Origin of the sequence: Streptomyces sp. NPDC052773 (assembly GCF_044547145.1) — a bacterium.
GTDB lineage: Bacteria > Actinomycetota > Actinomycetes > Streptomycetales > Streptomycetaceae > Streptomyces.
On sequence record NZ_JBITZX010000001.1, the window covers coordinates 800359 to 820528 of the forward strand.

At 69.9% G+C, this 20170-nt stretch carries 19 protein-coding genes; 11 read left to right on the plus strand and 8 right to left on the minus strand.

Going from position 1 to position 20170, the window contains the following annotated elements:
• Positions 1-40: 40 nt before the first annotated feature.
• The gene (gene fasR / locus ACIG0D_RS03710; RefSeq protein WP_399796034.1) at positions 41-1243 is read right to left on the minus strand and encodes a fatty acid biosynthesis transcriptional regulator FasR; all 1203 of its coding nucleotides are present in this window, start codon (positions 1241-1243) and stop codon (positions 41-43) included.
• A 73-nt stretch (positions 1244-1316) separates the two neighbouring features.
• On the opposite strand from fasR, the gene ACIG0D_RS03715 reads away from it, so the two are divergent.
• Complete coding sequence (locus ACIG0D_RS03715; protein WP_399796352.1) at positions 1317-1961, plus strand: pirin family protein; 645 nt, start codon at positions 1317-1319, stop codon at positions 1959-1961.
• 11 nt (positions 1962-1972) lie between these two features.
• Here the strand turns inward: ACIG0D_RS03715 and ACIG0D_RS03720 are convergent, their stop codons facing one another.
• Positions 1973-2806, minus strand: coding sequence for a serine hydrolase domain-containing protein (locus tag ACIG0D_RS03720; protein ID WP_399796035.1), 834 nt, complete (start codon positions 2804-2806; stop codon positions 1973-1975).
• 96 nt (positions 2807-2902) lie between these two features.
• Between ACIG0D_RS03720 and ACIG0D_RS03725 the strand changes: the two genes are divergently transcribed.
• Positions 2903-3364 (plus strand): MerR family transcriptional regulator, encoded by a 462-nt coding sequence (locus ACIG0D_RS03725; protein ID WP_399796036.1) that lies wholly within the window; start codon positions 2903-2905, stop codon positions 3362-3364.
• Positions 3361-4374 (plus strand): aldo/keto reductase, encoded by a 1014-nt coding sequence (locus tag ACIG0D_RS03730; RefSeq protein ID WP_399796037.1) that lies wholly within the window; start codon positions 3361-3363, stop codon positions 4372-4374. Before ACIG0D_RS03725 ends, ACIG0D_RS03730 begins: the two co-directional genes overlap by 4 nt.
• Positions 4375-4454: 80 nt before the next feature.
• On the opposite strand, the gene ACIG0D_RS03735 is transcribed toward ACIG0D_RS03730, so the two are convergent.
• The 3 genes from ACIG0D_RS03735 to ACIG0D_RS03745 all read right to left on the minus strand — a co-directional run bounded on the left by ACIG0D_RS03735 (position 4455) and on the right by ACIG0D_RS03745 (position 7395).
• Positions 4455-5318 carry a DUF4429 domain-containing protein gene (locus ACIG0D_RS03735; protein WP_399796039.1) on the minus strand — a complete coding sequence of 288 codons (864 nt, stop codon included), beginning with the start codon at positions 5316-5318 and terminating at the stop codon, positions 4455-4457.
• A gap of 58 nt (positions 5319-5376) precedes the next feature.
• On the minus strand, positions 5377-6594 hold the full coding sequence (locus ACIG0D_RS03740) for an alpha/beta hydrolase (protein WP_399796040.1): 1218 nt from the start codon (positions 6592-6594) through the stop codon (positions 5377-5379).
• 138 nt (positions 6595-6732) lie between these two features.
• A complete protein-coding gene (locus tag ACIG0D_RS03745; protein ID WP_399796041.1) occupies positions 6733-7395 on the minus strand; it encodes a TetR family transcriptional regulator in 663 nt (220 codons plus the stop codon).
• Positions 7396-7509: 114 nt separating this feature from the next.
• Here ACIG0D_RS03745 and ACIG0D_RS03750 point away from each other — a divergent pair, with 114 nt between their 5' ends.
• On the plus strand, positions 7510-9132 hold the full coding sequence (locus tag ACIG0D_RS03750; RefSeq protein ID WP_399796042.1) for an MFS transporter: 1623 nt from the start codon (positions 7510-7512) through the stop codon (positions 9130-9132).
• Between the two features lie 476 nt (positions 9133-9608).
• On the opposite strand, the gene ACIG0D_RS03755 is transcribed toward ACIG0D_RS03750, so the two are convergent.
• Together ACIG0D_RS03755 and aceE are read right to left on the minus strand one after the other, a co-directional pair.
• Complete coding sequence (locus tag ACIG0D_RS03755; protein WP_399796043.1) at positions 9609-10337, minus strand: potassium channel family protein; 729 nt, start codon at positions 10335-10337, stop codon at positions 9609-9611.
• Between the two features lie 71 nt (positions 10338-10408).
• Positions 10409-13156 (minus strand): pyruvate dehydrogenase (acetyl-transferring), homodimeric type, encoded by a 2748-nt coding sequence (aceE, locus tag ACIG0D_RS03760; RefSeq protein WP_399796044.1) that lies wholly within the window; start codon positions 13154-13156, stop codon positions 10409-10411.
• 370 nt (positions 13157-13526) lie between these two features.
• Here aceE and ACIG0D_RS03765 point away from each other — a divergent pair, with 370 nt between their 5' ends.
• The 6 genes from ACIG0D_RS03765 (at position 13527) to ACIG0D_RS03790 (ending at position 17972) form a co-directional block, all read left to right on the plus strand.
• The gene (locus ACIG0D_RS03765; protein ID WP_206313039.1) at positions 13527-13964 is read left to right on the plus strand and encodes a DUF3052 domain-containing protein; all 438 of its coding nucleotides are present in this window, start codon (positions 13527-13529) and stop codon (positions 13962-13964) included.
• A 129-nt stretch (positions 13965-14093) separates the two neighbouring features.
• Positions 14094-14552 (plus strand): peroxiredoxin, encoded by a 459-nt coding sequence (locus ACIG0D_RS03770; RefSeq protein WP_399796045.1) that lies wholly within the window; start codon positions 14094-14096, stop codon positions 14550-14552.
• A gap of 114 nt (positions 14553-14666) precedes the next feature.
• Positions 14667-15242, plus strand: a complete 576-nt coding sequence (locus tag ACIG0D_RS03775; RefSeq protein WP_365760270.1) for a TerD family protein — start codon at positions 14667-14669, stop codon at positions 15240-15242.
• Positions 15243-15352: 110 nt separating this feature from the next.
• Positions 15353-15928 (plus strand): TerD family protein, encoded by a 576-nt coding sequence (locus tag ACIG0D_RS03780; RefSeq protein WP_399796046.1) that lies wholly within the window; start codon positions 15353-15355, stop codon positions 15926-15928.
• 49 nt (positions 15929-15977) lie between these two features.
• Positions 15978-17120: a DUF475 domain-containing protein gene (locus tag ACIG0D_RS03785; RefSeq protein ID WP_399796047.1), complete on the plus strand. Its 1143-nt coding sequence runs from the start codon at positions 15978-15980 to the stop codon at positions 17118-17120.
• Between the two features lie 114 nt (positions 17121-17234).
• Positions 17235-17972, plus strand: a complete 738-nt coding sequence (locus ACIG0D_RS03790) for a Tellurium resistance (RefSeq protein WP_399796048.1) — start codon at positions 17235-17237, stop codon at positions 17970-17972.
• A gap of 37 nt (positions 17973-18009) precedes the next feature.
• Here the strand turns inward: ACIG0D_RS03790 and ACIG0D_RS03795 are convergent, their stop codons facing one another.
• Complete coding sequence (locus tag ACIG0D_RS03795; RefSeq protein WP_365760278.1) at positions 18010-18792, minus strand: TerD family protein; 783 nt, start codon at positions 18790-18792, stop codon at positions 18010-18012.
• A 199-nt stretch (positions 18793-18991) separates the two neighbouring features.
• Between ACIG0D_RS03795 and ACIG0D_RS03800 the strand changes: the two genes are divergently transcribed.
• Positions 18992-20161 (plus strand): HpcH/HpaI aldolase/citrate lyase family protein, encoded by a 1170-nt coding sequence (locus tag ACIG0D_RS03800; protein ID WP_399796049.1) that lies wholly within the window; start codon positions 18992-18994, stop codon positions 20159-20161.
• Positions 20162-20170: the final 9 nt, after the last annotated feature.

A 20170-nucleotide genomic window follows, 5' to 3' on the forward strand; every position in this document is an offset into this window, starting at 1 on the left:
CGAAGAACAGCAGGGGGTTTTGTGGACCCCGCACAAAAGCCTAGAGCTGGAGATCCCCGTCGACCAGACGCCCCAGGATCAGCGCGATCCGCAGTGTGAAGGCGGAGCGTACATCGGAAGGGGACCAACCGGTGACGTCAGTCACACGTCGGAGCCGGTAGCGGACGGTGTTCGGGTGAACGAAGAGCATCCGGGCGGCCCCCTCCAGGCTGCTCGCCTGCTCCAGATACACGCTCAGCGTCTCCAGGAGCGCCGACCCGGCCTCCTCCAGCGGTCTGTAGATCTCCTCCACCAACTGCTCGCGGGCGCTCGGGTCTCCGGCGATCGCGCGCTCCGGCAGCAGATCGTCCGCCAGCACCGGCCGCGGGGCGTCCTGCCAGGCGGAACACGCCTTCAGCCCGGCCGCGGCTGCCTGCGCGGACCGGGTCGCGGCCAGCAGGTCCGGCACGATCGGCCCGGCCACGACGGGCCCGGCGGCGAACGGCCCGATCAGCGACTTCGCCACGGCCAGCGGGTTGTCGCTGCCGCCGGCGATGACGACCAGCCGGTCCCCGAGCACCCCGGTCAGCACCTGGAGCTTGGCGTGCCGGGCCGCCCGCCGGATCGCCTCCACGGTCAGCTCGGAGTCGCCGTCGGGTGCCGTGCCCAGCACCACGCACACATGCTCCGGCGAGTTCCAGCCGAGCGCCGCGGCCCGCGACACGGCGCCCTCGTCGGCCTCCCCGCTGAGCACCGCGTTGACGACCAGCGACTCCAGGCGGGCGTCCCAGGCACCGCGTGCCTCGGCGGCCTGGGCGTAGACCTGGGCGGTGGCGAAGGCGATCTCCCGCGCGTACACCAGCAGCGCCTCGCGCAGCACGGACTCGTCCCCGGGCGCCGCGACCTCGTCGATCGCGCTCTCCATGACCTCGATGGTGGTGCGCACCATCTCCACGGTCTGCCGCAGCGTGATCGCCCGGGTCAGCTCGCGCGGCGCGGTCCCGAAGACATCGGTGGAGATCGCCTGCGGGGCGTCCGGGTGCCGGAACCACTCCGTGAACGCCGCGATACCGGCCTGGGCGACCAGCCCGATCCAGGAACGGTTCTCCGGTGGCATGGCCCGGTACCACGGCAGGGTCTCGTCCATGCGCGCGATGGCCTGCGCGGCGAGGGATCCGGAGGACTTCTCCAGCCGCTTCAGGGTCGCGGTGTGCGGATGGGCGCGGTGTGCGGCTTCGGGACTGCTGGCTTCGGGTTCGGGCACGGGACAAGACTGCCTTATCGGGACGGGAGCATGCGCCGCCGGGTCGTCACTGACGTCTACGGTGGGATGCGTGATGGACATACGGCGCGCCGGCGAGCGCTATCCCGGAGGGGACCCGGAGGCGGGGATCGTATCCCGGCACGCCTTCTCCTTCGGCTCGCACTACGACCCCGACAACCTGCGCTTCGGCGCGCTGATCGCCTGCAACGAGGAGCACCTCGCCCCGGGCGCCGGGTTCGGCGAGCACCCGCACAGCCACACCGAGATCGTCACCTGGGTCGTCGAGGGCGAGCTGACCCACCGCGACTCCACGGGCCACGAGAGCGTCGTACGCCCCGGCGACGTCCAGCACCTCAGCGCCGCGGCCGGAGTCCGCCACGTCGAGCGCAACGACGCCGACACCCCGCTCACCTTCATCCAGATGTGGCTGGCCCCCCGGACCCCCGGCGGCACCCCCTCCTACGGGATCACCCGAGCCCTCACCACCCCGTACGAACTCCCCGCCGCGGGCGCCACCCTCCATGTGCGCAGACTCACACCGGGCGAACGCACCACTCTCCCGCCCGCGCCCCACCTCTACCTCCACGTCGTCCGAGGCGACCTCCACCTGAACACGGAGACGTTGCACCCCGGCGACGCGGCGAGGATCACGGAGGCAGAGCCCCTGGAGGCAGAGGCACTGACGGCGACGGAAGTCCTGCTCTGGGCAATGACCTGACGAGACACCCCCTAGCCCTGGCGGTGGCCCCGCGACTCCGCCAGCACCGCGTCCGTAAAGCTCGGCCACGCCTCGACCGCCCACGGCCCGAACGCGCGATCGGTCAGCGCCACGCACGCCACCCCCGCCTCCGGATCGATCCACAGAAACGTCCCGGACTGCCCGAAGTGCCCGAACGTCCGAGGCGACGACGAAGCCCCCGTCCAGTGCGGCGACTTCCCGTCCCGGATCTCGAACCCGAGGCCCCAGTCGTTCGGGTTCTGATGCCCGTACCCCGGCAGCACACCCTTCGTCCCCGGATACTGCACACTCATCGCCTCGGCCACCGTCCGCGGATCCAGCAGCCGCGGCGCCTGCACCTCCGCCGCGAACCGCAGCAGATCCGCCACGCTCGACACGCCGTCCTTCGCCGGGGAGCCCTCGAGGCTCGTCGACGTCATCCCCAGCGGCTCCAGCACCCCCTGCCGCAGATACTCCGCGAAGGGAATGTCCGTGGCCTTCGCCACATGATCACCCAGCACCTCGAACCCGGCGTTCGAGTAGAGCCGCCGCTCCCCGGGCGCCCCCATCGAGCGGTGCTCGTCGAAGGCCAGCCCCGAGGTGTGCGCCAGCAGATGACGCACCGTCGAGCCCTCCGGCCCCGCCGGTTCGTCCAGCTCGATCGCGCCCTCCTCATAGGCGACCAGCACGGCGTACGCGGCCAATGGCTTGGTGACCGAGGCCAGCGGGAAGCGCCGGTCCACCGGCCCATGGGTCCCGAGGACCGTCCCGTCGGCCCGTACGACACCCGCTGCGGCGGCGGGAACCGGCCAGTTCTCGATCAACGCGAGGCTGTTCAGCGACATGCGTCGAGCCTAAGCGCTCACCGCGACGGGTCCGTCGACGGGTCCGGCCGGATTTCCCTTGCTTCGAGTGCACTCCAAGGTCATAGCGTGGAGGTCATGACGGTGATGCAGACCATGCCCGCGGCCACCGAGGACAAGCCCAGCAGGACCGACATCTGCTCCGCCGCGCCACGCCGGCACCCACGCCCGGACGGCCAGGACCGCTACACGATCAGCGAGGTCGCCGCCTTCACCGGCCTCAGCGCGCACACCCTGCGCTGGTACGAGCGGATCGGCCTGATGTCCCACATCGACCGCTCGCACACCGGCCAGCGCCGCTACACCAACCGCGACCTGGACTGGCTCGACCTGGTCGGCAAGCTGCGGCTGACCGGCATGCCGGTCGCCGACATGGTCCGGTACGCCGAGCTGGTGCGCCAGGGCGACCACACCTACGGCGAACGGCGCGAGCTGCTGGAGGCGACCCGCCGGGACGTCCTCGCGAGGATCACCGAGCTCCAGGACACGCTCGCCGTACTCGACCGCAAGATCGGCTTCTATTCGGAGAGGACCCGATGACCGACAGCACCATCCCCACCGTCCAGCTCGGCGCGCACGGCCCGGAGGTGGGAGTGCAGGGCCTCGGCTGCATGGGCATGAGCTTCGCCTACGGCCCGGCCGACGCCGAGGAGTCCCGGGCCACTCTGGAACGGGCGCTGGAACGCGGCGTCACCCTGTTCGACACGGCGGACGCCTACGGCGACGGCGACAACGAGCGCTTCCTCGCGCCCTTCGTGCGGGCCCACCGCGACGAGCTGGTCATCGCCACCAAGTTCGCCCTGTCGATCCCGCCGGAGGACCCCACCCGCCGGATCATCCGCAACGACCCGCCGTACATCCGCCAGGCCGTCGAGGCCAGCCTCAAGCGCCTCGACGTCGACGTCATCGACCTCTACTACATGCACCGCCGCGACCCGCGGGTCCCCATCGAGGAGACCGTCGGCGTCATGGCCGAGCTGGTCCGCGAGGGCAAGGTCAAGCACCTGGGCCTCAGCGAGGTCACGGCCGACGAACTGCGCGCCGCGCACGCGGTCCACCCGATCGCCGCCCTGCAGTCCGAGTGGTCGCTGTTCAGCCGGGACATCGAGCGCAACGTCGTCCCGGCGGCGGCCGAACTCGGCGTCGCCCTGGTCGCCTATTCCCCGCTCGGGCGTGGCTTCCTCACCGGCTCCTTCGCCCGCGCCGAGGACCTCACCCCCGACGACTTCCGCCGCCAGCAGCCCCGCTTCACCGGCGACAACGCGGCGGCCAACGCGGCCCTCCTGGACCGTATCCGCGAGGTCGCCGCCCGCCACGACGCCACCCTCGGCCAGATCGCCCTGGCCTGGGTCCACCACCGGCAGCCGGCCCACGACCTCCCGGTCATCCCCATCCCCGGCACCCGCAAGCCGGCCCGGGTGGACGAGAACACGGCGGCGGCCCACATCACCCTGACGGAAGAGGACCTGACCGTCCTGGAACCGATCGCCTCCCAGGTGGCGGGAGACCGCTACGCGGACATGACGTTCACATCTGCGGGACGCGAGTAGGGAAAGGCAGGGGCGCGGGGACCTGCGCGACCAGCCCCATACGGTCCGCACCCGGAAGAAGGCACCGACCCGGCAGACGCTCAAAGCTCTGCCAGCAACTCCGCCTTCTTCACGGAGAACTCCTCATCGGTGACCAGCCCGGCCTGATGCAGTTCCCCGAGATGCCGGATCCGTTCGGCGATGTCCGCGGGGTCGCGGCGCCGGTGCGCCGCGGCCACCGCGGCCATCGGCCCCTGCGCCCGCACCGCGGCCAGCACCGCCGCCGCGAACGGCAACGACTCGTGCACGGGCCCGTATCCCAGCCCGAACACCACGGCCGCCGGGTCCTGGTCGGCCTGCACGGGCTGGTCCTGACCGGACCCGTCGCGCCGCAGCAGCCGCAGATACCCCTCGAACAGCTCGGGCGAGCGCCACTCGACGCCCCCCAGTTCCGTGACGGGGAAACTCTGGTCCCCGGCCTTCCACTTCGCCGACGACGCCCCGGTCCAGAACCACCGGAACCGCACGGTCGTCCCGTCGAAGGACGCCTTCCCGTCGTACGCCTTGAAGGACAGCGGAGCACCGGGCGCGGTCACGAGGAACCGGTCCGCCGGTCCCGACTCGGTCAGCCGCGCCCGCAGTTCGTCGGCGTAGTACTCGGCGAGCACTTCCTTCTCGGCGGGCAGCACCAGCCGATACGGATCGCCGTTCTCCTTGAGCTGTCCGTCCGCCGCCTCCAGCAGCGGATCGGCCCCCGGCCGCACCTCCGCGCGCAGTACGACGGTCCCGCGCTTCCCGGGGGTCAGCGTGACCCCCTGCAACGCCGCCAGCGGCACCCGGCGCTCACCGAGCGCCTGGAACAGCTTGGGTGTCCGAATCCCCCGTTCGTAACGGATGAGCACGGAGTCGGACTCGAACTCCCAGGCGGCATGAAATCCGGCCAGTACGTCACCCATGCGGCTCATCGTATGCGGCACACGCTCTTTCGTCCCCTCCCTGCGCATACCGCAGTTCTTCCGTCCTCTACGCGCGTCCGGCCGGGAAGGCACCGGACAAACCCGCCCGGCACATGCCCCGATCGTCGGCGCAGTCCACCGCGCGGTACGCGCCAACCCCGATCTCGGCGAGGTTCGCCAGGCTCTCCGTGCCGGGTTCGAAGTACCCGGCGTGCCCCTTGGCGCCGCGCGCCGACAGCAGCCGGGCGCCGAAGGCCGCGGACATCGGGTCCGCGCCGTGCCCGAGGCCGCCGAGGTCCAGATATGGCACGTCCTGGATCCAGTCGTCGGCGTCCCGCATCGCCCACACATGCGCGGAGGTGCCGAGGTGCGCCGCCTTCGCGACCCGCATACCGGGGCTGCCGGCCACCGCTATGTCGGTGACCCGCCGCGGCAGCGCGGGCGCGGCGACCCCGCAGACCACGGAGCCGTAGCTGTGGCAGAACAGGGAGACCGGCGCGTCACCGGGCAGCGCGCGCACCAGCGCGTTCAGCCGGACGGCGCCGTCCGCGGCGCGGCGCGCGGTGGCCGCGTCCACGCCGATGCCGCTGGGGGCGGTGTAGTCGGCCCAGGCGATCACCGCGGTCCGGGTGCCGGGGCCGGCCGCGCGTTCGGCGGCGTACAGCGACTTCGCCATGCCGACCGGGGCGGAGTACGCGCGGTGGGTGCGCTGGAAGGTGAGCAGGTCGGTGTCGACGCCGGGGACGACGACGGAGACCCGCTCGGCCCGGGTGAGGTCGCCGAAGACCTCGGCGATCCGGCCCGATCCCTCGGGGTCGAAGGCGAGGATGTGCCGCCCCTCGCGCATCAGCGCCTCGAAGCGGTGCATCCGGCGCCCGGCCTCGTGCTGTCCGGCCGGGGTGAGCCGGCTGTCGTGCATGCGCCGGCGCTCGACCGCGCGGGCCTGGGCGAGCGCGACGCGGTTGGCGCGGTAGCGCAGCTCCACGGGGGCGCCGTTCATGTTGCCGACCGCGAGCGGATAGCGGTGGGCGAGCCGGACGCGCTGGGTCTCGGTGAGGGAGGTGAAGAAGCGGGCCAGCCGGGCGGGGCCGGAGTCCGGGTCAGGCAGCCGGTGCCCGTCGATCCGCCCCCGCTCCCAGGCGTCGAGCGAGGCCTGCATCGGGGTGGTCTCCCGCTGGCCCTTCATCGCGGTCCAGCCGGTGGTCGCCAGCATGACGAAGACCACCGCCAGCGCGAGCAGAGCGCGCCAGAGGTTGAGTTGCCGGGAGGTATCGAAGGAAGTCACTGGGAGGACACACTAGGAGAACGAGAGGGTCTCGCGTGACGCGTGTGACAGGCATCACGTTTTGAGCGATCAGCTGTGGATCGGACGTGACGAAACCCGGATCCACGGTGGTGGGAGGGCGTGGATCCGCCGTGGTGATCAGGCGTCGGCGCCGGTCGGGGGCGTGCTCCGCCAGTCCGCCGCGAGCGCCGGTCCCACCTGATCGAGGTAGGCCGTCGTCAACGCGCGCAGCGCCTCCACGCTGAAGTCGTCCCCCGCGCTCCACAGCCGTTCGGTGACCCTTATCACCCCGCCGAAGACGGCCACCGCCACCCGGGGACGCGGATCGGCGTCCACGTCCAGCCCCTCCCGCTCCGCGATCAGCCGCGCGATCCGCTCCTCGGCCTCCGCGGAGCCGCGCAGATAGGCGGCGAGCAGCACCGGCGTCGACTCGATCACCCGGTACATCCGCAGATACAGCCCGATCGGTACGACGGCCTCGACGACCTCGTGCAGGGTGTCCCAGCCCTCCGCCAGTGCCCGGCGCAGCGCCTCCAGCGGCGGCTCCTGGGCGGGGCGGGCGCGCAGGGCCTCGACGAAGTGCTCCATGGCCAGCTGCTGGGCGGCGAGGGCGGCGTCCTCCTTGCCCGCGAAGTAGCGGAAGAAGGTGCGCTGGGAGACGTCGACGGCGGCGGCGATCTCGTCGACGGTGGTCTGCTCGTAGCCCCGGGTGGTGAACAGTTCGAGGGCGGCCCGGATCAGCGCGTCCCGGGTGCGCTGTTTCTTGCGCTCGCGCAGGCCGGGCCGTGTCGCCGAATTCATGGCACCTCTTCTCTGAACTGTTCTGCCAGTTCAGACCGTACATAGGTGACGTGTCAGTTACCGAAACCTGAAAAGGTTTGTCACTTGTCAGCGGCTGTCACTAGCCTCGAACACATGACTAGTCAGACCACCATCGACAAGACGGGGCCGGGGGACGGCGCATCAGCCCCGTCCGATCCGGCTCCGGCCAAGGGGCTGCGCGGGCACCCGTGGTTCACCCTCATAACCGTCGCCGTGGGGGTCATGATGGTGGCCCTCGACGGCACCATCGTGGCCATCGCCAACCCCGCGATCAAGGACGACCTGAAGGCGAGCTTCGCCGACGTCCAGTGGATCACCAACGGCTACTTCCTCGCCCTCGCCGTCTCCCTGATCACCGCGGGCAAGCTCGGTGACCGCTTCGGCCACCGGCAGACCTTCCTCATCGGCGTCGTCGGCTTCGCCGTCGCCTCCGGACTCATCGGCATGTCCGGCAGCATCGCGCTGGTGGTCGCCTTCCGGGTGCTCCAGGGCCTGTTCGGCGCGCTGCTCATGCCGGCCGCGCTCGGTCTGCTGCGGGCCACCTTCCCGGCCGAGAAGCTGAACATGGCCATCGGCATCTGGGGCATGGTCATCGGTGCCTCCACCGCGGGCGGCCCGATCCTCGGCGGTGTGCTCGTCGAGCACGTCAGCTGGCAGTCGGTGTTCTTCATCAACGTGCCGGTCGGCGTCCTCGCCGTCGTCCTCGGCGCGGTGATCCTGCTCGACCACCGCGCCGAGAACGCGCCGCGCTCCTTCGACCTGCCGGGCATCGCGCTGCTGTCCGGCGCGATGTTCTGCCTGGTCTGGGGCATCATCAAGGCCCCGCCGTCCGAGTGGGGCTGGGGCGACGGCAGGACGTGGGCCTTCCTCGGCGCCTCCGTGGTCGGCTTCGCGCTGTTCACCTTCTGGGAGACGAAGGTGAAGGAGCCGCTGATCCCCCTCGGGCTGTTCCGCTCGGTCTCGCTGTCCGCGGGTGTCGTGCTGATGGTCCTGATGGCCATCGCCTTCATGGGCGGCCTGTTCTTCGTGACGTTCTACCTCCAGAACGTGCACGGCATGGGCCCGGTCGACGCCGGCCTGCACCTGCTGCCCCTCACCGGCATGATGATCGTCGGCTCCCCGCTCGCCGGCGCGATGATCACCAAGCTGGGCCCGCGGATCCCGCTGGCCGGCGGTATGGCCGTCACCGCGCTCGCCATGTGGGGCATGTCCACGCTGAAGGAGGACACCGGCAGCGGTGTGATGTCCCTGTGGTTCGCCCTGCTCGGCCTCGGTCTCGCCCCGGTCATGGTCGGCGCCACCGAGGTCATCGTCGGCAACGCGCCCATGGAGCTGTCGGGCGTCGCGGGCGGCCTCCAGCAGGCCGCGATGCAGATCGGCGGCAGCCTCGGCACGGCCGTCCTGGGCGCCGTGATGGTCTCCAAGGTCGACAGCGACCTCCCCGGCAACTGGGCCGACGCGGGCCTTCCGCCGCTGAACCCCGAGCAGCAGGCGCAGGCCTCCGAGGCCATCCAGGCCGGTGTGGCCCCGGTCCCGCCCGGCACCCCGCCGGAGGTCGCCGCGAAGATCACCGACGTCGCGCACGACACCTTCATCTCCGGCATGTCCCTGGCGTCGCTGGTCGCCGCGGGCGTCGCCGTCGTGGCGGTGCTCGTCGCGTTCCTCACCAAGCGGGGCGAGAACGCCCAGGCGGGAGCGGGTGCGGCGCACATCTGAGGCCTCATCCGCCCCAGGCGTCGTTTCCCCTATCAGGGTGACAACGCTAAAGATTCCTCCCACCGCGGGCGCGCCGCAGGCCACAGTGGGTCCAGCCCTCCGTACGGCATGTTCCCTTGGCAAGTTCGTACGGCCGACAGGGCGACCTGGGCTGCGGCGCGCCGCTGGAGGGGGGTGGCGCGCCGGCAGGCAGGATTGGGAAACGTGAGGGAGGTTACCCGCCTCTCATCGGCCCGAACGAACCGAGCGGTTCAGGGACTTGACGATGGCGGGCTCCGGCCACGGAACGCACGGGCACCCCCGCTCACGCGACCGAAAGAGGCCACGGACCGGGCAGGACCGCGCGAAGGCCCGCCATCGCCGAAGCATCTACTGACGTAGCTGCGGGCAGGGCCGGGTGCGCAGCCCGGCGCGATGCCCTTGAGGCACTGGGGGAGGCACGACTGCCCGCAGCTACGCCGAATGCAGGCGACCGTTCACTTGGCCTCCCGCAACGCCGCCACCTCCGCCCGCAACGCCCGCACCTCCTCCGTCAGCGCAGCGATCGCCTCCGTCTGCCGCCGCTCTTCCGCGTCATCACTCTCGAACCGCGAGATGAACCACGCGGCGATGTTCGCGGTCACCAGACCCAGCAGCGCGATCCCCGACAGCATCAGCCCGACCGCCAGCAGCCGCCCCACCCCGGTCGTCGGCGCGTGATCCCCGTACCCCACGGTCGTCATCGTGGTGAACGACCACCACACCGCGTCACCCAGCGTCCGGATGTTCCCGTCCGGCGCCTCGCGCTCCACGGACAGCACGGCCAGCGACCCGAACATCAGCAGCCCCACCACCGCCCCGGCGACATACGTCGTCAGCCGGATCTGCGAGGCCATCCGCGCCCGCTGCCCCACCAGCAGCAGCGTCGACACCAGCCGCAGCAGCCGCAGCGGCTGGATCATCGGCAGCACCACCGCGCACAGGTCGAGCCAGTGCCGGCGTATGAACTCCACGCGCCGCTCGGCGAGTCCCAGCCGCACCAGGTAGTCGGCGGCGAACGCGCCCCACACCGTCCACTCGACGACCGCGCACGCGAACGTCACCGACGCGCTCGCCGAGCCGTGCACGATCGGCACGGCGTAGGCGACGGCGAAGGCCACGGCCAGTGCCATCAGCGGTTTCTGTGTGCGCTGTTCCCACCGGATCCGCGCGGAGACTTCCTTCATGCCGGGCATCGTAGGAAACGCGAAGGGGGCGGCGGACCCGCAGGTCCACCGCCCCCGCCGCCACCTCCGTGCTACGCGTCGCCGCCCGCGACCCCCGGGTCCGCCGCCGCCACGTCGAGCAGCCGGTACCGGTCCACGGCCTGCTTCAGCACCGACCGGTCCACCTTCCCCTCCTTCGCCAGCTCGGCGAGGACGGCCACCACGATCGACTGGGCGTCGATGTGGAAGAACCGCCGTGCCGCGCCCCGGGTGTCGGCGAAGCCGAACCCGTCCGCGCCGAGCGACTGGTAGGTGCCCGGCACCCAGCGAGCGATCTGGTCCGGAACCGACCGCATCCAGTCGGAGACGGCCACGAACGGTCCCTCCGCGCCGGACAGCTTCCGCGTCACATACGGCACCCGCTGCTCCTCCTCCGGGTGCAGCAGGTTGTGCTCCTCGCACGCGACCGCGTCCCGCCGCAGCTCGTTCCAGGAGGTCGCGGACCACACGTCGGCCCGTACGTTCCACTCCTCGGCGAGGATCTTCTGCGCCTCGACCGCCCACGGGACGGCCACGCCGGACGCCATGATCTGCGCCGGGATCTGGCCGGCCGTGCCCTCGCTGAACCGGTAGACGCCCCTGAGGATGCCCTCGACGTCCACGTTCTCCGGTTCGGCCGGGTGCTGGATCGGCTCGTTGTAGACGGTCAGGTAGTAGAAGACGTCCTCGCCGTGCGGGTGCTCCTCGCTGCCGCCGTACATCCGGCGCAGCCCGTCCTTCACGATGTGCGCGATCTCGTACCCGAAGGCGGGGTCGTACGCCACACAGCCCGGGTTGGTCGAGGCCAGCAACTGGGAGTGGCCGTCCGCGTGCTGCAACCCCTCACCCGTCAGGGTCGTACGCCCGGCGGTCGCACCCAGGACGAAACCGCGCGCAAGCTGGTCGGCCATCTGCCAGAACTGGTCGCCGGTGCGCTGGAAACCGAACATCGAGTAGAAGACGTACACCGGGATCAGCGGCTCGCCGTGGGTGGCGTACGACGACCCCGCCGCGATCAGCGACGCCGTGCAGCCGGCCTCCGAGATGCCGTCGTGCAGCATCTGGCCGGTCGGCGACTCCTTGTACGCGAGCAGCAGATCGCGGTCGACCGCCTCGTACTGCTGGCCGAGCGGGTTGTAGATCTTCGCGCTCGGGAAGAACGAGTCCATGCCGAAGGTGCGGTACTCGTCCGGCGCGATCAGCACGAACCGCTTGCCGATCTCCTTGTCCCGCATGAGGTCCTTCAGCAGCCGGACGAACGCCATGGTCGTCGCGATGGACTGCTGACCGGAGCCCTTCTTCACGGTCGCGTACGCCTGGTCGCCCGGCAGGGGGAGCGGCTTCGACCGGACGACCCGGGTCGGGACGTACCCGCCGAGCGACTTGCGCCGGTCGTGCATGTACTGGATCTCCTCGGAGTCCCGCCCGGGGTGGTAGTACGGCGGGAGCCCGCTCTCCAGCTCCTTGTCGGGGATCGGCAGGTGCAGCCGGTCCCGGAAGCGCTTGAGGTCGTCGACCGTCAGCTTCTTCATCTGGTGGGTGGCGTTGCGGCCCTCGAAGTTCGGGCCCAGCGTCCAGCCCTTGATCGTCTTGGCCAGGATCACCGTCGGCTGGCCCTTGTGGGCGCGGGCCGCCGCGTACGCCGCGAAGATCTTCCGGTGGTCGTGACCGCCGCGCCCCAGATGCAGTATCTGGTCGTCGGTCATGTTCGCGACCATCGCGCGCAGCCGGTGGTCGCCGCCGAAGAAGTGCTCGCGGATGTAGGCGCCGGACTCCGTGGCGTACGTCTGGAACTGGCCGTCCGGAGTCGTGTTCATCTTGTTGACCAGCACGCCGTCGCGGTCCTGGGCGAGCAGCGGATCCCAGCTGCGGTCCCAGACCAGCTTGATCACGTTCCAGCCGGCGCCCCGGAAGACCGACTCCAGCTCCTGGATGATCTTGCCGTTGCCGCGCACCGGCCCGTCGAGGCGCTGGAGGTTGCAGTTGACCACGAACGTCAGGTTGTCCAGGCCCTCGCGGGCGGCGATGGTGAGCTGGCCCAGCGACTCCGGCTCGTCCATCTCGCCGTCGCCGAGGAACGCCCACACATGGGACTTCGAGGTGTCCGCGATGCCCCGCGCGTGCAGGTACCGGTTCATCCGGGCCTGGTAGATCGCGCCGATCGGGCCGAGGCCCATGGAGACGGTCGGGAACTCCCAGAAGTCCGGCATCAGCCGCGGGTGCGGGTACGAGGACAGCCCGTACGGCGCCTTCGACTTCTCCTGGCGGAAGCCGTCGAGGTGCTGCTCGGTCAGCCGGTCCAGCAGGTACGCGCGCGCGTAGATGCCCGGCGAGGCGTGGCCCTGGAAGAAGACCTGGTCGCCGCCGTCGCCCTCGTCCTTGCCCCGGAAGAAGTGGTTGAAGCCCACGTCGTACAGCGACGCGGAGGAGGCGAAGGTGGCGATGTGGCCGCCGACGCCGATGCCGGGGCGCTGGGCGCGCGAGACCATCACGGCGGCGTTCCAGCGGGTGGCGTTGAGGATCTTGCGCTCGATCTCCTCGTTGCCCGGGAAGAACGGCTCGTCCTTGGTGGCGATGGTGTTGACGTAGTCCGTGCTGCGCATCTCGGGCACGGCCACGCGCTTCTCGCGGGCCCGCTCGATCAGCCGCAGCATCAGATAGCGGGCACGCTCACGGCCCCGCTCGTCGATGGCGGCGTCGAGGGAGTCGAGCCACTCCCGCGTCTCCTCGGGGTCGAAGTCAGGAACCTGACTCGGAAGGCCGCCAATGATGATCGGATTGCGATCGGATCCGGAAGCCACGCTGGTCCTTACCTGTCGGAGGGCTGGGTGAGGGCTGGTTGAAGCCTTTTTCCGCATGCTTGCGCCGCTCCCCATCGTGTACCGCACGGCGGCAAACGTCACCTCTACCGAGAGGTAACCGCCATACGTTCGAATGTCGTACCCGTGGATGGTTCCCAAACGCACAAACAGGGCAGATAGGTGTGGTGTGTGTCACCTTGGTCTTGGCGCGCGTGCCTGGAGTTGCGGCGACACGGCCTGGATCGTCACCGTTTCGGCGGTCTGAACCGCCGGGTACTTGCGCGATCCGCCCCGCCCGTGTGGACTACGGCCAATGCTTCGCGCACGCGCGTGGCTGAGATATTCCCAAGACATGATCAGGAGGCAACCCGTGAGCGCGACCGCGGACCACGCGGAGGAGCGGACGAACCCTGCCGCCAGGCTGGGGTTCCAGCCCGGGCAGGTGGTCCAGGAGATCGGCTACGACGACGACGTCGACCAGGACCTTCGCGAGGCCATCGAGGAAGCCATCGAGGGCGACCTGATGGACGAGGAATACGACGACGTGGCCGACGCCGTTGTGCTCTGGTTCCGTGACGACGACGGCGACCTGACGGATGCGCTGGTGGATGCCACCACGTACATCGAGGAAGGCGGCGCGATCCTGCTCCTCACGCCGAAGACCGGCCGTGCGGGGTACGTGGAGCCGAGCGACATCTCGGAAGCCGCGACGACCGCCGGTCTGACGGCGTCCAAGAGCGTCAGCGTGGGCAAGGACTGGAGCGGAAGCCGCCTGGCCACGCCGAAGGCCGCCAAGTCGAAGCGGTGACCTTTCCGGTCGTCCGCTGAAACAGCCGAGCACGGACGGGCTGAGTTCGCTCAGCCCGTCCGTCGGCTTGTGCGGGCCGCTGCGTAAGGTGTCATCGTCCGAACGGCCCACCGAAGGGATGACACGACGATGGCGATCCAGGTCGGCGACAAGGCGCCCGACTTCGAGCTGAAGGACAACCACGGCCGCACCGTGAAGCTGTCGGACTTCCGCGGCGAGAAGAACGTGGTGCTGCTCTTCTACCCGTTCGCCTTCACCGGCGTGTGCACCGGCGAGCTGTGCGAGGTGCGCGACAACCTGCCGAAGTTCTCCGACCGCGACACCCAGGTGCTCGCCGTCTCCAACGACTCCATCCACACCCTGCGCGTCTTCGCCGAGCAGGAGTCCCTGGAGTACCCGCTGCTGAGCGACTTCTGGCCGCACGGCGAGGTCTCCCGCGCCTACGGCGTCTTCGACGAGGACAAGGGCTGCGCGGTGCGCGGCACCTTCGTCATCGACAAGGAGGGCGTGGTCCGCTGGACGGTCGTCAACGGCCTGCCGGACGCCCGTGACCTGAACGAGTACGTCAAGGCCCTCGACACCCTCTGATTCTTCGTCCACAGGGCCTGCGGGGCACGGGAACCCGTCACTAGGATCGACTCGTTTGATCCGTTACCAACGCACGACGGGGCTCCCCGCCCCAGGACACCAATGGAGGGACTCGTGGGAGTCAGCCTCAGCAAGGGCGGCAACGTATCGCTGACCAAGGAGGCCCCGGGCCTGACCGCGGTCATCGTCGGTCTGGGGTGGGACGTGCGCACCACGACCGGCACGGACTTCGACCTCGACGCCAGCGCGCTGCTGCTGAACAACGCCGGCAAGGTCATCAGCGACGGCCACTTCGTCTTCTTCAACAACCTCAAGAGCCCCGACGGCTCGGTGGAGCACACCGGTGACAACCTCACCGGTGAGGGCGAGGGCGACGACGAGCAGATCAAGGTCAACCTCGCCGGTGTCCCCGCCGAGGTCGACAAGATCGTCTTCCCGGTGTCGATCTACGACGCCGAGAACCGCCAGCAGTCATTCGGCCAGGTCCGCAACGCCTTCATCCGCGTGGTGAACCAGGCCGGCGGCGCCGAGATCGCCCGGTACGACCTCAGCGAGGACGCCTCCACCGAGACCGCCATGGTCTTCGGCGAGCTGTACCGGCACGGCGCCGAGTGGAAGTTCCGCGCCATCGGCCAGGGCTACGCCTCGGGCCTGCGCGGCATCGCGCAGGACTTCGGCGTGAACGTCTGAGCCACGGCCGAGCCGTTTCGAAGGTCACCGTCCGGCGTCGCACGGTTTACGTGCGGCGCCGGACGCGCAGGACAGCCAGAGAAGCATCGCCTCGGGGAGGGACCAGCATCATGGGCGTCACGCTCGCCAAGGGAGGCAACGTCTCCCTGTCCAAGGCCGCGCCGAACCTCACGCAGGTGATGATCGGACTCGGCTGGGACGCGCGCTCCACCACCGGAGCCCCCTTCGACCTCGACGCCAGCGCCCTGGTGTGCAGCGGCGGCCGGGTCATGGGCGACGAGTGGTTCGTCTTCTACAACCAGCTCAAGAGCCCCGACGGCTCGGTGGAGCACACCGGCGACAACCTCACCGGCGAGGGTGACGGCGACGACGAGTCGATCCTGGTCGACCTGTCGAAGGTGCCCGCCCAGTGCGACAAGATCGTCTTCCCTGTCTCCATCCACCTGGCCGACGAGCGCGGCCAGACCTTCGGCCAGGTCAGCAACGCCTTCATCCGCGTGGTCAACCAGGCCGACGGCGTCGAGCTGGCCCGCTACGACCTCAGCGAGGACGCCTCCACCGAGACCGCCATGATCTTTGGCGAGGTCTACCGCCACCAGGGAGAATGGAAGTTCCGGGCGGTGGGTCAGGGGTACGCGTCCGGCCTGCGGGGCATCGCCCTAGACTTCGGAGTCAACGTTTCGTAAAGCCGAGTGCGGCGCGGGGGAGACCCGTAATACAGGAGTTGGGTAGCCAGTGGTTCTGAAAACGTTCGGCTGGTCGTTCGCGGTCACCGCGCTCGGCCTCGTCGCGGCGGTCTTCTACGGGGGGTGGACCGCCTTCGGTGTCGTGGCGATCCTCTCCGTCCTCGAGATCTCCCTGTCCTTCGACAACGCGGTGGTCAACGCCGGAATCCTCAAGAAGATGAGCCCGTTCTGGCAGAAGATCTTCTTGACGATCGGCATTCTGATCGCCGTCTTCGGCATGCGGCTGGTCTTCCCGGTGGTCATCGTGGCCGTCAGTGCCCAGCTGGGACCGATCGAGGCCGTCGACCTCGCGCTCACCGACAAGGAGCGCTACCAGGAGCTGGTCACCGACGCCCACCCGGCGATCGCGGCCTTCGGCGGCATGTTCCTGCTGATGATCTTCCTGGACTTCATCTTCGAGGACCGGGACATCAAGTGGCTCGGCTGGCTGGAGCGCCCGCTGGCCAAGCTCGGCAAGGTCGACATGCTGTCGGTCTGCATCGCCCTGATCATCCTGATGATCACGTCGATGACCTTCGCCACCCACGCGCACCTGCACGCGGGCCCCGCGGACAAGTCGGCGACGGTGCTGCTGTCCGGCGTCGCCGGCCTCATCACCTACATGATCGTCGGCGGTCTCTCCGGCTACTTCGAGGACAAGCTCGAGGAAGAGGAGGAGCGCGAGCACGAGGCGGAGGAGGAGGCCGTGCGGGCCGGCAAGCCCCGCTCGGCGGTGGTCCTGGTCGGCAAGGCCGCCTTCTTCATGTTCCTCTACCTCGAGGTCCTGGACGCGTCGTTCTCCTTCGACGGTGTCATCGGCGCCTTCGCCATCACCAACGACATCGTGATGATGGCCCTCGGCCTCGGCATCGGCGCGATGTACGTCCGGTCCCTCACCGTGTACCTGGTCCGCCAGGGCACCCTCGACGAGTACGTCTACCTGGAGCACGGCGCGCACTACGCGATCGGCGCCCTGGCGATCATCCTGCTGGTCACCATCCAGTACGAGATCCACGAGCTCATCACCGGTTCCATCGGTGTCCTCCTGATCGCCGCCTCCTTCTGGTCCTCCGTCCGCCGCAACAGGGCGCTGGCGGCGGCCGAGGGAAAAGCTGACTCCTCGGGCAAGAACGAGGTGTCGTCCGGGGTGTGACGCCCGCGCGGCTGAGGAACGCTCTGAGCGGGGCGGCCGTCGAGGACTGACGTCCTCACGGCCGCCCCGCCGTCGTGTACGACCGGTGATTTCCAGGGTTTTCAGGGGGCGGGAATGGGCTTGCTGGACGGGTTCCGGCGCGGGCGGACGGCCGAGTTCGACTCGGGCAACGCCGCCACCAACGCGATCGAGCTGACCAAGCGCAACGGCCAGGTGTCACTGACCAAGCAGGGCGCGGCCACCGGGCACCTGCGGATCAACCTGGCCTGGCGGATGCGCAGCTCCGACTTCGGCGGACCGCAGCGGGAGAGCCTGCTGCGGCATCCGCTCAAGGCACTGAGGCCGCCGGAGGTGATGGGGCACACCCAGAGCATGGTCAACGTCGACCTCGACCTGGGGTGCCTGTACGAGCTGCAGGACGGGACGAAGGGCGTGGTGCAGCCGCTGGGCGGCTACTTCGGCGACGTCAACGCGCCGCCGTACGTCAAGCTCACCGGCGACGACCGGTTCGGATCCGGGTCCGGGGAGACGCTGTACGTCAACCTCGACCACCGCGAGGCGATCAAGCGGCTGCTGGTGTTCGTCTACATCTACGACCAGACGCCCGCGTTCGACCGGACCCAGGCCGTGGTGACGCTCTACCCGACCAGCGGTCCGCGGGTGGAGATCCAGCTGGACGAGCGGCATCCGCAGGCGCGGTCCTGCGCGGTGGTGATGATCGAGAACGTGAAGGGCGAGATGATCGTCCGGCGCGAAGTGAAGTTCGTGTACGGGTTCCAGGCCGAGCTGGACCGGCTGTACGGGTGGGGGCTGCAGTGGGGGCGGGGGCACAAGACCAAGGCCCAGCGGTGAGCGCCCGGAGGCTCGGGGGGCCCTGAGGTGGGTCCCCCTACCGCCCGATGAACTGCGGGCCCTGCGGCGGCATGCGGAATTCCGCCGTGGGCTGGGGAGTGCCGTAGGACGGCGGGCTCGTCGGCTGGGGATAGCCGTAGGCCGGGGGAGTGGCCGGGGGCTGCTGGGGATAGCCGTAGGCGGGCTGCGGGGGGATCGCCTGGGTGGGCTGCTCCGGCGGGAGGGGCTGGGAGACCTCCGCCGGCGGCTGCGTCGGGGCCGGCTCCTCCGCGGCCTCCGACTCGTCCACCGAGATGCCGAAGTCCGTGGCCAGGCCCTTCAGGCCGTTGGAGTAGCCCTCGCCGAGCGCGCGGAACTTCCAGGTGTCGCCGCGCCGGTACAGCTCGCCGCAGATCAGCGCGGTCTCCTCGCCGGTCTCCGGCTTGACGTCGAAGTACGCCAGCGGCTCCCCGTCCGGGGCGGCGGCGTCGTACAGCAGAATGCGCAGATCCCGTACGCGGTCGAAGGCGACGCCGTCCGCCGAAGCGACGAGGAGAATCTGTCCGACGGCGGGCTCGACACCGGCCAGATCCGTCTGGATCGTATCGGTCAGGCCTTCGGCGATCCGCTTCTTGCCGAGCCGCCAGACCTTGCCGGAGGGGTGCCGGGGCTGGTTGTAGAAGACGAAGTCCTCGTCGGAGCGCACACGACCGTCGGGGCCGAGGAGCAGCGCGGAGGCGTCGACATCCGGGACCCCCTGCCCGGGCGTCCAGCGCAGCACGGCGCGCACCGTCGTGGCTTCGAGCGGGACGTTCGACCCCTTCAGCATGGCGTGCGTCATGCGGTCATCCTGCCTTCTCCGTCCTGGTCACGACAACGCGGGGTGGGGTGTCGCCGGGCGCGCGATGTGGAGACCCCGTTACGTGAAATTCATGCCCGGTGGGAACCCGGGACATGGAGATCTACGTACTATTACCGGCCACCTAACGGCACTTTTTCTCGACACACCACCGGCCGATCCGTCGCCACGGGGGAGCTTTATGCGTCATTTCGGGCACCTCGCCCCTGAGGTGCGGCAGCGCCTCTTCCACCGGGAGCCGTGCGAGTTCACCGCCGACTCCCCGGCCCGGCTGCTCGCCGCCGCCCTCGGCGCCACGCTCTACAGCCCGGCCACCCGGCCCCGGCTCGCCGACGACATCCTGAAGCAGGCCGGACGAGGCGTGGTCTCGATGGTGCTGTGCCTGGAGGACTCGATCGACGACGCGGACGTCGGCGCGGGCGAGGAGAACCTGGTCCGCCAGTTCACCGACCTCGCCGGCCGCCCCGGCGGCGCCGAGCCGCCGCTGCTGTTCATCCGCGTCCGCACCCCCGAGCAGATCCCCGACCTGGTGCGCCGGCTCGGCCCCGCCGTGCGGCTGCTGTCCGGCTTCGTGCTGCCCAAGTTCACCGAGGAGCGCGGCATCCCGTTCCTGGAGGCCCTGTCGACCGCCGAGGCGGCCGGCGGGCGGCGGCTGTTCGCCATGCCGGTGCTGGAGTCGCCGGAGCTGCTGTACCGCGAGTCCCGCGTGGAGACCCTGGAGGGCATCTCCCGGGCCGTCGACAAGTACCGCGATCGGGTGCTGGCGCTGCGCCTCGGAGTGACCGACTTCTGCTCGTCGTACGGCCTGCGCCGGGCCCCCGACATGACGGCGTACGACGTCCAGATCGTCGCCTCCGTGATCGCCGACGTGGTGAACATGCTCGCCCGCGCCGACGGCACCGGGTTCACCGTGACCGGACCCGTGTGGGAGTACTTCCGCGTCCAGGAGCGCATGTTCAAGCCACAGCTGCGCCGCAGCCCCTTCCTGGAGGGGCAGGCGGAGGAATTGCGCGAGAGACTGATCGAGCACGCCATGGACGGGCTGCTGCGGGAGATCTCGCTCGACCAGGCCAACGGGCTGCTCGGCAAGACCTGCATCCATCCCTCCCATGTGCTGCCCGTGCACGCACTGTCCGTGGTCAGTCACGAGGAGTTCAGCGACGCCCAGGACATCCTGCGGCCGGAGCGCTGCGGCGGGGGTGTACTGAGGTCGGCGTACACGAACAAGATGAACGAGGTGAAGCCGCACCGCGCCTGGGCCGAGCGGACCCTGCTGCGCGCCGAGGTCTTCGGCGTGGCGCACGAGGACGTCGGCTTCGTGGAACTGCTGGCCGCGGGCATACCGACCTGAACGGCCACT